Source organism: Vibrio sp. VB16 (genome assembly GCF_015594925.2).
GTDB lineage: Bacteria > Pseudomonadota > Gammaproteobacteria > Enterobacterales > Vibrionaceae > Vibrio.
The window spans coordinates 748,927-763,200 of record NZ_CP087591.1 but is presented as its reverse complement, the minus strand read 5'-3'; the positions used below and the strand labels follow the sequence as shown (position 1 = coordinate 763,200).

At 42.0% G+C, this 14,274-nt stretch carries 15 protein-coding genes; 6 read left to right on the top strand and 9 right to left on the bottom strand.

What is annotated here, in order from left to right:
• Nucleotides 1-2 precede the first annotated feature (2 nt).
• The 3 genes from IUZ65_RS19905 to IUZ65_RS19895 all read left to right on the top strand — a co-directional run bounded on the left by IUZ65_RS19905 (nucleotide 3) and on the right by IUZ65_RS19895 (nucleotide 2,738).
• Nucleotides 3-1,190: an MFS transporter gene (locus IUZ65_RS19905; RefSeq protein WP_195705764.1), complete on the top strand. Its 1,188-nt coding sequence runs from the start codon at nucleotides 3-5 to the stop codon at nucleotides 1,188-1,190.
• Nucleotides 1,191-1,198: 8 nt separating this feature from the next.
• Nucleotides 1,199-1,747 (top strand): DUF1415 domain-containing protein, encoded by a 549-nt coding sequence (locus IUZ65_RS19900; protein WP_195705763.1) that lies wholly within the window; start codon nucleotides 1,199-1,201, stop codon nucleotides 1,745-1,747.
• Nucleotides 1,748-2,060: 313 nt separating this feature from the next.
• Nucleotides 2,061-2,738, top strand: coding sequence for a LuxR C-terminal-related transcriptional regulator (locus IUZ65_RS19895; RefSeq protein ID WP_195705762.1), 678 nt, complete (start codon nucleotides 2,061-2,063; stop codon nucleotides 2,736-2,738).
• Between the two features lie 87 nt (nucleotides 2,739-2,825).
• Here IUZ65_RS19895 and IUZ65_RS19890 read toward each other — a convergent pair whose 3' ends face one another.
• The 3 genes from IUZ65_RS19890 to IUZ65_RS19880 are packed head-to-tail and all read right to left on the bottom strand — an operon-like array spanning nucleotide 2,826 to nucleotide 4,589.
• Nucleotides 2,826-3,662 (bottom strand): CsgG/HfaB family protein, encoded by an 837-nt coding sequence (locus tag IUZ65_RS19890; RefSeq protein ID WP_195705761.1) that lies wholly within the window; start codon nucleotides 3,660-3,662, stop codon nucleotides 2,826-2,828.
• 22 nt (nucleotides 3,663-3,684) lie between these two features.
• Nucleotides 3,685-4,086 carry a curli assembly protein CsgF gene (locus tag IUZ65_RS19885; protein WP_195705760.1) on the bottom strand — a complete coding sequence of 134 codons (402 nt, stop codon included), beginning with the start codon at nucleotides 4,084-4,086 and terminating at the stop codon, nucleotides 3,685-3,687.
• A 14-nt stretch (nucleotides 4,087-4,100) separates the two neighbouring features.
• Complete coding sequence (locus tag IUZ65_RS19880) at nucleotides 4,101-4,589, bottom strand: curli production assembly/transport protein CsgE (protein WP_195705759.1); 489 nt, start codon at nucleotides 4,587-4,589, stop codon at nucleotides 4,101-4,103.
• Between the two features lie 389 nt (nucleotides 4,590-4,978).
• Between IUZ65_RS19880 and IUZ65_RS19875 the strand changes: the two genes are divergently transcribed.
• The 3 genes from IUZ65_RS19875 (at nucleotide 4,979) to IUZ65_RS19865 (ending at nucleotide 7,238) form a co-directional block, all read left to right on the top strand.
• The gene (locus tag IUZ65_RS19875) at nucleotides 4,979-5,590 is read left to right on the top strand and encodes a hypothetical protein (RefSeq protein ID WP_195705758.1); all 612 of its coding nucleotides are present in this window, start codon (nucleotides 4,979-4,981) and stop codon (nucleotides 5,588-5,590) included.
• Between the two features lie 44 nt (nucleotides 5,591-5,634).
• Nucleotides 5,635-6,891 (top strand): hypothetical protein, encoded by a 1,257-nt coding sequence (locus IUZ65_RS19870; RefSeq protein ID WP_195705757.1) that lies wholly within the window; start codon nucleotides 5,635-5,637, stop codon nucleotides 6,889-6,891.
• A 92-nt stretch (nucleotides 6,892-6,983) separates the two neighbouring features.
• The gene (locus IUZ65_RS19865) at nucleotides 6,984-7,238 is read left to right on the top strand and encodes a hypothetical protein (protein WP_195705756.1); all 255 of its coding nucleotides are present in this window, start codon (nucleotides 6,984-6,986) and stop codon (nucleotides 7,236-7,238) included.
• Nucleotides 7,239-7,441: 203 nt separating this feature from the next.
• On the opposite strand, the gene IUZ65_RS19860 is transcribed toward IUZ65_RS19865, so the two are convergent.
• The 6 genes from IUZ65_RS19860 to IUZ65_RS19835 all read right to left on the bottom strand — a co-directional run bounded on the left by IUZ65_RS19860 (nucleotide 7,442) and on the right by IUZ65_RS19835 (nucleotide 14,272).
• A complete protein-coding gene (locus IUZ65_RS19860; RefSeq protein ID WP_195705755.1) occupies nucleotides 7,442-7,915 on the bottom strand; it encodes a hypothetical protein in 474 nt (157 codons plus the stop codon).
• A gap of 10 nt (nucleotides 7,916-7,925) precedes the next feature.
• Nucleotides 7,926-10,037, bottom strand: coding sequence for an LruC domain-containing protein (locus IUZ65_RS19855; RefSeq protein WP_195705754.1), 2,112 nt, complete (start codon nucleotides 10,035-10,037; stop codon nucleotides 7,926-7,928).
• Nucleotides 10,038-10,137: 100 nt separating this feature from the next.
• Nucleotides 10,138-11,286, bottom strand: coding sequence for a glycosyltransferase family 4 protein (locus IUZ65_RS19850; RefSeq protein WP_195705753.1), 1,149 nt, complete (start codon nucleotides 11,284-11,286; stop codon nucleotides 10,138-10,140).
• Nucleotides 11,287-11,919 carry a sugar transferase gene (locus IUZ65_RS19845; RefSeq protein WP_195705752.1) on the bottom strand — a complete coding sequence of 211 codons (633 nt, stop codon included), beginning with the start codon at nucleotides 11,917-11,919 and terminating at the stop codon, nucleotides 11,287-11,289.
• A 17-nt stretch (nucleotides 11,920-11,936) separates the two neighbouring features.
• Nucleotides 11,937-13,169: a glycosyltransferase family 2 protein gene (locus tag IUZ65_RS19840; protein WP_195705751.1), complete on the bottom strand. Its 1,233-nt coding sequence runs from the start codon at nucleotides 13,167-13,169 to the stop codon at nucleotides 11,937-11,939.
• Nucleotides 13,166-14,272: a glycosyltransferase gene (locus IUZ65_RS19835; RefSeq protein ID WP_195705750.1), complete on the bottom strand. Its 1,107-nt coding sequence runs from the start codon at nucleotides 14,270-14,272 to the stop codon at nucleotides 13,166-13,168. The genes IUZ65_RS19840 and IUZ65_RS19835 overlap by 4 nt, the downstream gene beginning before the upstream one ends.
• Nucleotides 14,273-14,274 lie beyond the last annotated feature (2 nt).

The following is a 14,274-nucleotide window of genomic DNA, read 5'->3' as shown; positions in this document are numbered from 1 at the left end:
GTATGATCGAATTTGGTAGCAATGAGTACAAAAAGGTCAGCGTTACTATGGCGTTGGGCTCGTTTCTTATTTTTTGTAATCTCTACCTTTTCCAACCTATTCTGCCTCACCTCGCTAAAGAACTTGCTATCAGTGCGACTCAGGTGAACTGGATATTCGCTTCAACGACCTTAACCCTGTCTCTATTTCTTGTACCTTGGGCATTAGTTTCTGAATCCTTTGGCCGAAAAAAAGTGATGCTAATCGGGCTTTTTGTTCCGCCTATCATCAATATCATCATGCTGGTAGATTCGAGTTTTTATAGCATGGTTATCGCACGAGCATCCATGGGAGTAGCGTTGGCTGCCTTCGCTTCTGTTGCCGTTGCGTATATGGCAGAGGAGATGTCTCCAGCGGCGCTAACACAAGCCGTAGGAGGGTATATCGCCGCTAACTCTCTAGGTGGTATTACTGGAAGAATCGTCGGTGGCGTGCTCACCGATTTTTTCAGTTGGCAAGTCGCCGCGATTATTATTGCAATAGCAACGTTAGCGGGTGGTTTTGCGGTACTGAAGAACCTTCCTGCGCAAAAACACTTTAAACCGCAACGAGGGGTGTTTTTCCACCACAATCGCCAGTTGATACAACATCTGAGAAATCGAGAAGTCTGGTTTGCCATGCTCATCGGTGGTTTTAATTTTGCTCTTTTCGTTAATCTGTTTTCAGTGATCGGATTTAGGCTGTCTGATGAACCTTATAACTTACCCTCTAGCCTTACTTCTCTTACCTTCCTCTGTTACTTATCTGGTACGCTTAGTTCTGGTTATAGTGGAAAATGGGCGGCGAAGAGACATCCCATTACCGGAATGGTTTTAGGCACTATTACTACAGGTTTAGGCATGTTTCTGGCTTACTTTGATAGCATTCCATTTATGCTTTGTGGGCTGTTATTGATCAGTAGCGGCGCTTTTTTTACGCATGCACTTGCCTACGGTTGGGTAAGTCAAAAAGCGATAACGGCGAAAGCGACAGCAACAGCACTCTATTTGGTTCATTATTACGTTGGTGGTAGTTTAGGGGGATTTTTTCTTATTTATTGTTGGCAGCACGGAGCGTGGTTAGCCGTGATGGCGGGTGGTACACTGCTATGCTTGGCTATATTCTCTTTGTGTTATTTGCTTAAACATAACCAGAACAAAACGCTTTCGTAGGAGATACTTTGAACGATAACCACATAATAACGCAAACTCAACATTGGTTAGAAGAGGTCGTTATTGGGCTCAACCTTTGCCCTTTTGCCGCGAAACCGAATCGCAACAAGCAGATTAAAATCGAGGTTTCTCATGCAGAAACTGAAGAGAAGTTGTTAGAAGATATTTTGGCGCAACTGATGATCTTGGATTCGACAACTGCACAACAGTTGGAAACCACTCTGGTTGTGATACCCGATATGTTGCAAGATTTTTATGATTACAACTTGTTTTTAGATTGGGTTGATGCCCTTATTAAGCAACAAAATTGGGAAGGAATATTTCAAGTTGCTACGTTTCATCCTGACTACTGCTTTGGTGGAGCCCATCCAGATGACGATGAGAATCTAACCAACCGTTCACCGTTGCCCGTTATCCATCTAATTAGAGAGCAGAGCATGGAACGGGTATTGAAGCATTATCCTGACCCGGAATCGATCCCAGAGAATAATATCCAACGGGTAGAGTCTTTAAGTGACGAAGAAAAACGCCAACTTTTTCCACATTTGTTTGAGTGAGATAGGTATAAATGATAGTGAAGACCGCTCTTAACTAGAGGGCTTTCAGAACTAGTACTTTCATTAGAAACCCCTGAACTTTAGGTTTAGTAGATTCAATAATTTTGCTCTTTTAACTATGTTTTATCCTTCTCAAGTATGAGATCTGTAGGTAACCAGTTGATATTAAAAGTATCATTCTGAATTTGCTTTCTAATGCCAAATAATTAATAAATATGAAACTTGACTTCCATCCTAACTATTCATATTTTTGATGTATTCCCTAGTGGGGGAATGAGTTGTCTATGGATTATATAATAAAAATAGTGAAGTTATGAAAAATGAAGAAAAAGTCTATGAGACTATTACACTCATAACAGAGAATAGTCTGCAGTCCTCGTTGCTAAAGGATGCATTAGAAAAATCACTCGATACCTCTATCGATATTATTGCGATTAATAATCTATCAGAGTCACTGTTCATTAAAGGTAAAAAAGTGAAGGGCTTGGTTGTGATTGATATGAGTGTCTGTTCCGAAGAGCGACTAGAAAGGTACGCTGCATGTCGAGATGCTTACTTCCCCAACAGCGGGGAAGCGTTGATAAACTGTGATAAATCTTGCCAGTATTCAGACCTTAAAAACTGGACTAACTTGGTGGGTGTATTTTATAACAGTGATGACATTCATCTGCTGTCTCAGGGGATGGATAAAATATTGCGTGGCGAACTCTGGTTAAGTCGCAAGCTAGCGCAACAATATATACTGCATTACCGCAAGACCACCAGTGTAAAAACCAGTTCCTCCTATGGCAAACTAACCAAGAGAGAACAACAGATCATCAAGCTGATCGGCAAAGGTGATTCTAATGTTCAGATTGCTGAAAAATTATTTGTCAGCGAGAATACAGTGAAGACACATTTGCACAATGTGTTTAAAAAAATCAATGTAAAAAATAGGCTTCAGGCGCTTATCTGGGCGAAGGGAAATATAGGAACTGAAGAGCTTGCTTAACCCCTGAATTATTAAAATAGATGCCCATGAATAAACATGAGCATCTATTTTAATACGTTTCATTAATACATTTCTAATTCGTATTTATTACAGTAATTGAGGTTTCTCTTGCGAGTACCTTTTAATAATTGGATTGTCCATTTCTTCTGGATTCGCTGGTTGCCACATACCGCGTTCAATACCCTCAACCACTAAATGTATGACTGATGCGTCAATCGCAGACATCACCGCGACATTGACGGGCTCATTATTTGTAAAGCCGGTTTCCACTTCTAACAAGTCTTTGTAGTCAACATATCGAAATACATCGCCAGTCACCTGTAAAGATAGAATGGTTTTACTGGTAGTCACACTTAATAAGATCTGGCCGGTTCTCACGTCCACCACACGAAGGTTTACGGTGACCATATCACTACGGTATTCACTCGCACCGCCAATACCTAAGTAACGAGCACCAAAACCACCGGTTTTGACATTTGAGTCGTAAGCAACAATACCACCTTCAATCACCACGTTTGCAGAACTTAAAGACGTTAATTCGGAACCATGATTAGAAAGGTTTTGGTTTTTCTTCTGTGCGGCACGAATAATTTTACGTTCTGTCAGTAGATTCTGTAACCCTTCTCTTTCTAAAGGGATAAACCAATTGGAGTCGAGAAGCGAAGTGGTTAGTAGCGCGGTACCACCTTGAGGAACGGCGGTGGAGAAATTACTGTTAGGCGAGGGTTTATACTGACCAGTTTGGTCCCTAAAATCGTACACTGATACTAATATTTTCCCTCTTGGCCTAGGTAAAGCAACGAGATCCGAATAGGTTGCTCCTCGTGGCATAAGACGTGGCGTTTCATCTGCATCAGGAATGTTCAAAGAGTTAGAGCATCCCGCTAAAACCAACAGTGTGACGACCGTAATTAGTCTTTTCATCGTACTTCCTTGTGATAAATTATTAATCAGGGTTAAGGCCGCTAACATTGATTCTGGTGGATTCACCCGTTTCGTTGTCGACGATAATAACGACCAACCCGGAACCTTCTTCTTGAACATTGAGTGTAAAGTCTTCGGTTACAAGGCTACCGGTCGTATTACCGGTACCGATATCAGCCAATAGCTGACTTAGCAATCTTGATTCCAGACTCGAAGCCAATCTGTCCAATGCAGATTCCTCTTCGTATAAGTCTTCTGACGCTGGCGCTTTGTAATCATTAATCGCATTGGCGACACCGAAAAGGTGAGTACTGTTCCCTGAGTATCCACCAAAACTGGGGTTCACTGGTGTATAGATCATTTCTGATGCCATCGTGCTGGATGCGAAAAAGACCAGCAAACTCATTGTAAATTTAATTTTCATCCCTGCCTCTTCTATTAAAACTCATCATGGTCCAAGTCAAACGTATCCTGAAATAGTCTTTCGGCTTCCCATCTAATGATGTAATCACTCACTGCACTCACTGCTTCATCGGCCTTTTCTTGTGCTTGTCGACGTCCAGGAGAAAGCGCTGCTCTATATATAGGTTTTCCAGAATGATAAACACCGACTATGCTTCCGGAAAGTGCCGTCGGTCTTTCTCTAATCTCGAAGTTTTCTTTTACATTTTCGTATCGGTCATTCAGTTTTTGAGAAAAAAAGAAGTAGAAGTCCTCTCCTAATCTCGTCATTGTCCTATCTACAATTAATCCCGAAACCTCGTCAAAATTTTGAAAGCTTGGTTTTTTCACTTCAAGCTGTTGGTTGTTTTCCAGCGGTTTATCATGTTCCAATTTCTGTGTTGAGTCTTCTATCTTAGCCAGAGCCGATGAGATGAAAAAAAGAGTAGAAAACAGTGTTAATACAGTGACTACTTTATTTGTCATATTAATGTCCACGTTAGGCTTTTAGGTTAGACAAAAATGGAAATCATCTAATAGCCATATTTTAATTTTATATTGAAAATTTATCAATCACGAAAGTTTAGTTTCATGAACCAAGTATATAAGTCTTATAAATAAGACTGTCAATTCTGTGTCAAATACAGAATAAGATAATGCCGTTTAATTAGTCGCTACTAATATATAAAGTATAAGTAAACTTTCGTATTAGTCCAGTCGAAAAAATCTAATTAAATTTGTCTGTATTTTTTTAATTTACTCATGCGAAAGCTAAATAAATAACTTAGATAATCAATTTAAAGTTTATTGTCGAATCCTCTTCAAAATCCAATAATGTAAGCGTTCATAGGGAACAACGGAGCAGGGAGTGCAACATGAGGATTGTTAAGGTGATACCTAAAGTCTTAGCCCTTTCTATTGTTCTGATATTTCCAATGGAGACCTTAGCGTCGTTTGATTTCTCATCAGACAAGATTGTTGATGGAGGGTTTGACAGGTCGGATTCGTTTGACCTATTAGCCGGCTCTGAGCTTGATAGTCATTATAATAATTATGCCGATGTACAAATTACAGGGGCAAGTTATAACCAAGTAATGATTGATCAAGATGGTTTTGGTAGCGGAATTAATAAAGCACGAGTGGTTATAAAATCTGGCTCCTCAGATAATAACGTGTATTTGTCTCAGTATGGTTCTAACAATACGGGATTAATTACACAAGATGGAGACGGTAATACTGCTTTATTGGTTCAAAGTGGCAATGGTCAAGAGGGCTACATTTTGCAAGAGGGCGACAATAACCTAGCGTTCCTCAAGCAACAATATAAAAACCGTCGCTCTAGCAGTATCAGTATCGAACAAATGAATGATAACAACGTTGCTTTAGTTGTAGACCGTGGTGGTTCCAACTACAGCATCAAACAGAATGGCGGGTCCAAAATAGCTGTATGGAGCAGCATGGGCCGACATATCAGTATTGAGCAGTAACTGAAAACTATATTAATAATATCTAAGGATAAAGGACGTCTATTATGAAAAAATTAGCAATAGCTATCTCATTAGCATTAACTACAGGCAGCGTTATGGCTTCATCAGGAACTGAAGTCGCCATTGACGATCTAAGCAGCTTTGTAAATAGCCAATATAGTGACAATCAAGCCGACGTTAGCCTAACGGGTGCTGATAGAAATACTGTGACGATTAACCAAGACAGCGTTTCTCCTTACGGTCTTGAAGGTAACACGGCGGTTGTTGGTGTTAGAAATGGTAACGGCAATACTATCGCCATTACGCAACAAAGCTCACGTAATGAAGGTTATGTGCAGTTGAATGGTAGTAGCAGAAACACGGTTAGCTTGATGCAAAATGGCGAAAGTGATGATGCGCAAGTTAAAGGCGCAGGCTCAAACGGCAACGAAGTAACTATTACTCAAGCAGGTCTTTCAGAATCTGATAAGAATGAAGCTGTAGTTGGGTTAGTTTCTGCTGATAGAAACAATGTGACTATTACGCAAGGGCAGAGTAACAATGCGGGTGTTAGAGTCGCTCATTCAGATGGAAATACAGTGATGATTGCACAGGATTCTGGTAACGATGGTTACTGGGGCGGTGCGTATGTTGATATCCGTAATGGGTCAGATAGAAATAACGTTTCAATCACTCAAGAGGAATGGAACCTTACAGAATTGAATATGGGTGCTTCTAGCCATAATACAGTTACTGTAACCCAAGAATACGGTGATGAAGCTTACATTGACTTAATGAACTCTAATAACAACGGTATAACAGTCGATCAAAATTCTGCTTCTTATAACCTTGCTGAAATAGACCTTAGAAATTCTAATGGTAATACGGTCGATGTCGAGCAAAATAAAGGCAACTATTTTGGAGATAACGGGGCATTCGTCAATATGAGAAGCTCTAACGGCAACGATGTAGCGGTTACGCAATCTCGTCGAAACAGTGCAGATGTTGACTTGACCAATTCTGACGGTAATGTGATTGGCGTTGATCAAAATAGAGATAATACAGCAGACGTAGAGTTGATTAATTCTGACCGCAACATGATTATCGTTGACCAAAAAAGAAATAATATTGCTGATGTTTACCTAAGATCTTCTGACAATAACGATATCGAAGTGCTTCAGAACTCAAGCAATTCAGCTGCAGTGGTTTCTCTGACTCATTCTAGTAGGAATGGTATTTCTGTTCAACAGACGTCTCAGGATTGGGCTAATGTGAACCTAGTATCTTCAAACAATAACTCTGTATCCATTATACAAAACTAATATATACTATCTTTGATATGTATTATTCGTTAATAAAAGCGGCGCTATGCGCCGCTTTACTCATCCCATTTTCCGCTATAGGAAGTGAATCTATGATAGAACATAGAGGCCTTTCCATCGACTGCAGTAAACAAGATACTCAAATACGCCTGCTTATCACCTCTAAAGATGAAAGGGGACAGTTGAAGCTCTTGTCCGACTCAGGCAACCGATTGTCTAGTACCATCAATAAAGGGTCGACGGTTAATTACCGTATGAACGCAGAGCAATTCCCTCTCACCGTGATATACGATGCAGAAGGAAAAGAGAGCCAGTTTGTAATTGGTGCGGATTGTGTGCCTGAATAAATAAACGTGGCTCCAACGGTTTGTCTCTCTTTTATCCCTAGTTTTGCCTTCAAATTACGTTGTACTTTTACTTCTAAATAGCGACGTCTCTAGTGGTTGTATAGATACTCTCTAATGGCCTTTGTTAAGCGAACAAGGATGTCTTGAGCGGTCTGTGGAATTGAGTTCATTTTGAATACATAATTAATGTACTTACTATCACACTATTCTTGCCATATATAACTAGTTTCTGAGGTTAAAAAAACCTTCTGTAGAGGTAGGTTCCCATCGTAGGTCCACACCTCTACTAGAAACTCTGAAGTAGAACTTGGTAACGAAAATGAAACGTCTATTACTCCTGATGTTAACGGTGCCCCTGTCACCTTGCTACCATTGTCGGCTTGATAAGTGCCATCTGATCCCGTCGTAAAGCCCGAGTAAATTGACAGATAGCTTCTTGTGGAGAGCAGCCCAGATAAACTCACGTCCAACTGATAGGTTTGGATAGCATTGTAACTGAACCCATCGGGAATCGAGAGGTCTTGCATATCTCGAAGCACGACAAGTTCGATGTCTTGGGTTGAATCCGTGTCTGATTCGGAAGGAGTATCTGCTGAGGGAGATGAATCACTATCTGACCCACCGCCGCCACCACAAGCTTGAAGTAAAACCAATGACATTATCCATAATTTTCTCATAACGTGGCTCCTATGGCTGATAGATTTTGTTTGTGACGGCTTTGTTTGATATAAACCAATCCTTTTCCAACGTACCGCCGCTTTCTGCGTAGGTCGCAAATGCTGGGTAGGCGTTAACCAGGTCAACCCTTTCTAATGGCCATTGCCATTCATCCGTAATCAATAGTGCCCATGGAAGGTTGTCTGCGGTCTTAAAATAGATCTCGTTGCTGACATCACTGGCGTCAATACCCAGCCCCCACATGGAATCACCATCAAATTTTTCGGTTGGGCTTTGGTCTGGTAAATGAACCTCCCATTTTCTGCCCGGATGAAGAGGAAGGCCTTCTCCGTGATAGTATCCTGGCGTTGAGAAGATAAAGGGGTCATAGGGCATGCTTGCTATGTCATCAACCGAAATTCCGTCGACGATTGAGATATGCAGTTCAAATGTAAATGATTCATTTTCCAGACAATTGGCGAGGGTTCTGAAATAGCGACAGTCTGTCCCTTTTTCTTTGTTTAGCTCATTTGAGACGATAAAGATGGCTTCATTGCTATCAAGCTCAAGACCACTGTTTATCTGCTGACTGTCATTGTGTATTTGACGAGTAAGAGAGGTATCGACATTGTCACGGCTTAATCTAGGTAATCTAATTGCAAATCCATTGTGATAATCTGCACCAAAAGCCGCGAGTCTCCCTTTGATAAAAGATTTTTTAATCTCTCCATCTTTAAGAACTTCAGTGATCCGATAATGAATGACGACGTCGTTCATATCGTAGTCGGCGGTATAGGGCCAATTGTCTTCGTAGGCTAACGTGGCGTATCCCGTCTCACTTGGGAAGTGCCGAACGGTGATCCCTTCCGAGATAACCATGATCTGATGATCTTCAACTTCCCCAGAGGTTGAACCGCCCATTGGGGATAGGTTAGTTTGTTGGCTGAATCGAAATCGGCTCCATGTTAACCCTTCAACCGCGTCTAAATCGGCAATAAAGAAGAGTGTATTGTTTCCTTTTTCTAGTACGGTATCGGAGAATACTTGTTCTCCATCATCCGTGAAATCCCCATCTTGATTCCAGTCAATCCATGCGGAAAGATAACCTTGGGTCGATGCTTCTACCGTTATTATCGCGTCTAGTCCCGCCTCTATCGCAGTAACAAAGCCGATACCATCTTCATCGTTGATACCAACTGAATTATCACTCAGTGGTGCAACTAACCCATCTTGTTCGCCATCTGGCGCCTGAGAGCCCATCCAAGTCAGGTTGTCGAGCTGATGTCGAGGTCCATTGCTTGCGAGAGTGGTTTTGTAAGTGTCTGGTGCGTCGCCAAAATCGATCGTTGAATCTTCATCGATGACCGGGGCATTCGCACAGCGAGCACCATCGTTCTGATTCGACATTGGACCATCTGCAAATTTTACTGCTGTCACTAAGCCGTTATCAATATTGGTTTGATCCGATAGATCTATTCGATAGATATAGCCGTCTTGGTTTCGTGCTACATAGTAGTACCCGTTGACATCAAAGTAGCCAGCACCAAACGTCCCGGTTTGACCAGTGTCTCCAATATAGGTGCTTTCGCCTGAGTTGGTATCAAATTGGTAAAGGTAGCCGGAATTGTTATCAATTCCATAGAGCTGGTCATTGCCTGGGTGAAAGGCAAAATCAGTCAGGTTTTGGCTAGCAACGCTCGTAATCTGTTCCACTTCTAGTGTGGCGTCACTGTCTATGTCCAGAGGGGACAGATCGATCTTAAATAGCCCTTTACCTTGGCGATAAAGATAATAGTGCTTATTGAAGACATCGCCGACATAAAAGGTATAGGCACTCGGCAAGCCGGTGCTATTTACGGTTTCAGCTTGAAAATTTTTGCCCAAGCGGACAATCTGTTTATGTGTCGTGTCGTAGCCATAAATATAACGCCCCTCAAAATCAAATCCGACGCCGTTAATGTTGCTACTCACTCCAGTGTCTCCTTGTAAAAGCGTGGTCTGGCCGGTAACAAGGTTTACGCCATAGACTTGAACGGGTTTCGACTGGAATAGATATGCTCGGCTAGGGCAGGTGTCGAATGGTAGCGCATAGACACCTTGTGAAGTGATGACAAGGAGGAAAAGCACAAGTAGTTTATTCATTGAAACGTCCCTTAATAATGAAATACTATTAACGGTGTATCAATCTCTGTGCCATTTTTATCTTATTGATAAATAAGAATAAAATATTCAAACTGTCTACTTATCTAAATTGAATCTCATTTTGAGAATGGTTTATCAAGGCGCAATATTCCAGTTCCATTTCCTTCACCTGTCTCTCTAAGGAAAATTGGTTGAGAATTTTTTTGTGAGCATTACTTGCCAGCCGGTGTTGTAATGACTTTGATTGAATGATTCTCAACATGGCGCTGGGCAAGGCGTATTTGTTCCTAGGGTTATATAGTATGGCGGATTGATTGTGACTGACCACTTCTGGTATCCCCCCTATATTTGGTGCCACAATGGGTAGCGAAGAAAACCCCGCCTCAGCGATAACAAGACCAAACGCCTCGCTACGTGCTCCACTAACGAAGGCGTCGCAACCTCCTTTTAGCCAACCGACGGGGTTTTCCTGTTCACTTATAAGGTGAACATTATTGTCTAATTTTAGCGAGCTTATACGGTCGAGTAGTGGTTGTTTCTCACGGCCTTCACCAATCACAAGTAGATGCACATTGCGGGGTTGGCAATGAATGGCCTGCATTGCATCGATAAGTTTATCTATCCCTTTCCTTGAAATGAGCGAGCCAATGGTGACAAATAGAAAGCTGTCCTTTGGCAGATTTAATCTCGCTTTGACATTGATTTTTGGCACCTGAGCAAGCGAGGAAAAATCAATACCATTATGAATCACTTTGATTTTTTCGTTGGGATAGCCATCCCCATTAAGCTTAGAACTGATGGCCTTACTTACTACAACGGTTTTTTGGGAAAAATGCAGACCTAAACTGACTCTATCCCTTAATGGGTAATCGCAGTGCAGCAGAGTGAGCATGGGCACTTTACACAGTCGACAGGTCAGAGACATCCACTGAACAGGTCCACCGCTATTGGCGTGTACAATGTCTACTCTGCTTTCACGAATAATACGTTGCCCTTTTCGAATGAGTCTGAACCAGTTAACAAAAGAAAGTTTTGGTTTAACCCACCCAAATAGTAGCGAGAAGGTATCAAGTTGACTTGGAACCGAGAGCTTGTTTAGTGCTCGGTGAAGTGAAGGGTTATTTGTCCAAACGATCGGTTGAAATTTCTGACGGTCAATGTGAATTATAAGGTTGAGTAGCGATTGCTCACTGCCTCTAATCCAGTCATCACCATAGTGAACAAAAAGAATTGTTTTTCGCTCTGTCATTTAGCGGCCTCGTCCATTGAACACCACCGAGATCGTCTTGAGCAGGATAGTCGAATCTATCACTACCCATTGATAGACAGAGGTTATCGCGAGGGCATAGCTATGGTCAAAACCAACCTTTCTTCTGACGTCATCAATGCAGGTATCATAGCCTTGGTTTACCTGAGCAAGCCCCGTAATTCCGGGTAGTACGCCATAGGTTCGTTCTACAAAGAAAGGAATGGCTTGATTTAGCTTTTGGTAGAAACTAGGCCGTTCCGGGCGTGGTCCAATAAGGGACATCTCACCTTTTAGTACATTGATGAGCTGAGGGATTTCATCTATTCGTGTTTTACGCATAAATCGGCCAACAGGCGTAATACGCGGATCGTTGTCAACGGCCCAAACAGCGCCAGAACTTGCTTCTGCGTTTTGATACATTGTCCTAAACTTAATGATCTCAAAAAACGTGATGGTTTCTGACGTGCATTTACCCACGCGCAGTTGCTTATAAAATATTGGCCCTTTGGATGTCCCCTTAATAAACAGTGCAACGACAGGAAACAGTGGCAACAACAATAATAAAGTGTAGGTTGCGATCAGAATATCAAAGATGCGTTTGCCGATATAAATTTCTCGATGGTGATTGGTCATGGTTTTACCCTCGAATTTTAAAAATTGAAATGTCTCTTCTTGGCATGTGCTTGATGCGATGGTTCTCTGTGAGGTTTTTTATTGGGAGACAGGTTGCTGGTGAATAAATAAGTGATCCCACCTACGAGGTTCGCCAAATGGCCGGACAGTAGGTAAGTTAATACGGACAACACTTTACTCTTCCTTAAAAAAGGCAGGCAGCAACAAATTAGACCGACGCTGTACGCGGTAATCTGGATGACGAGAGCAAAAAGGAATAAAGGATGTTCAATGAGAAGTAGAGAACATATAAGGCAGAGCAACATCAGATATGGGGTAAGTAGCCTCAACCCTTTTCCAGAGAAGAATGTGAAGGCAGTGCTCGCGTATTTTGGGTTGAACAAATGGATTAAACGAAACACTTGCTGCATGTTACCAGCCGAGATTCTTAGTCGTCGTGCAAAGTCGTCTTTGTGGTTTGTTTGCTCAAGTTCTATCGCGTTAATTCTTGGTTCGAAGACAATTGAATATCCTTGCTCAACGATTTTCATCGGTAAGACAAAATCATCATTGATAGTATCGAGATCAAGGGGTTGAAAAAGCGATTGTCGAAATAAATAGAATGCACCGTGGCAACCAATTGTGGCGCCTAAGCAGGCTTCGCCATTTTTGATTTGAGCTTGATATCTCCAATAGCTTGTTTCTGAATGGCTATCTGAAAATGTCATACAGTAATTAGGATTGACCACGCCAACACGTTTGTCCTTAAACGATTGAGATGCTATCTGTAGTGAGTCTATAGATAAAAGTGCAGATACATCACTGAGTGCCACAATGTCGGACGTGACTTGAGGCACCAGTTCATTAATGATGGTGATTTTCCCCCGATTGGTCGCAAAATTGATAACCTCAAAATGGACATCTTCACATATGGCTTCTTGTATTGCGAGTTGCGCCAGTTGAGCGGTTTTGTCCGTGCACCCATCACAAGCGATGATGATATTAAGCTTCTGTCGTGGGTAATCTAAACTGGCGATGTTACGTATTTTCCCCTGAATCCATTGGGCTTCATTGTAAGCAGGAACGATAAGTGTTACCGACGGTAACGCTCCGTCTCTTGCGCTTTTTTTGAACCTCCTCGATACAACCGAAACCGGTTTTAATGGCCTGTTATTTTTATACCAGCTTAGCAGCATAGGATATCCAACATGGCTATAGACAATTAAACAAGCGCTTACCACGCTAGATACAATTAGTAATAATTCCATCATGCTAGTTCTCCCATTGAAAGCTCATCGTACGCTTTGACCATCTGATGAATGTTGTTGTTTGTTACCACAAATTCTCGCGGGAGGTGCGTAGAACGGTTTGCCAACATTCTTGCTAACGAATTAGAAAGGTCAGCAACGTCATTCGGCTTTGCCAATACACCCGTTTGTGGACATAAGACTTCTGCTGAGGCACCAACATTAGTGACGACGGCAGGGATATTACACGCTTGGGCCTCCAGCGGTGAAAGAGGTAAACCCTCGAACCGTGAAGGGAGACAAAACAGATCCAATGACTGATAAAATCGCGGCATATTTTCGACTAAACCGAGAAACAATACTCGCTCTTTTAGGTGTAATTTTTCGACCAAACGTTCTAGGCTTTTTCGTTGTGACCCATCACCAGCAATAACCAATATCACCTCTTTTTCTAGCAGAGCGAGTGCTTTAATGGCTAAGTCATGGCCCTTTACCTGTTCTAAGCGGCCAGCCGTTCCTATTATTCTTTTATCGTCAGGTAATTTGAAAAGTTCTCGCGCCAGTTGCTTTGAACCGGGTTTGAATTTCTTACAATCAACGCCATTTTTTATGACGACCGAGTTGGAGCCAGAAAAACAGGCAGTAAGCTTCTCTTTGACGTGGGATGCATCTGCAACCAGTGTTGGTTTTGCAGCCTTGAGAACCATACCTTGAATGCGTCGGTGTTTTTTGTCTTCTAGGTGCCAAGCGTCATGCTCGGTATGAATTCTAACGGCCACACCCGCCATGCGCGCGGCATATCCAGCGTAGAGCAAAGGACCAATATGATGGGTGTGGACAACATCGGGTTTCACTGCTCTAAAGGCCTTAATTAGAGTAAGAATCAAACCTAAATGAACGCCCGGTCTTTTGTCTAAAAAAACCAACTGGTTTTGATACGCTTCAAGTCTAGGCCAGTTTCTAAGTGATTCTTCTTTCGTGCCTTCCAGACTGACAATCAGTACTTGGTCATTTGGGTTAGCAAAACTCAGCAAATCTAGGGTTAGGCTTTCGAGCCCTCCAGGGGCGAGGTGTTGAACCACATGGATAACTTTTTTTCCGTGTCTGCGTGTTGAGGTTATATCCATAA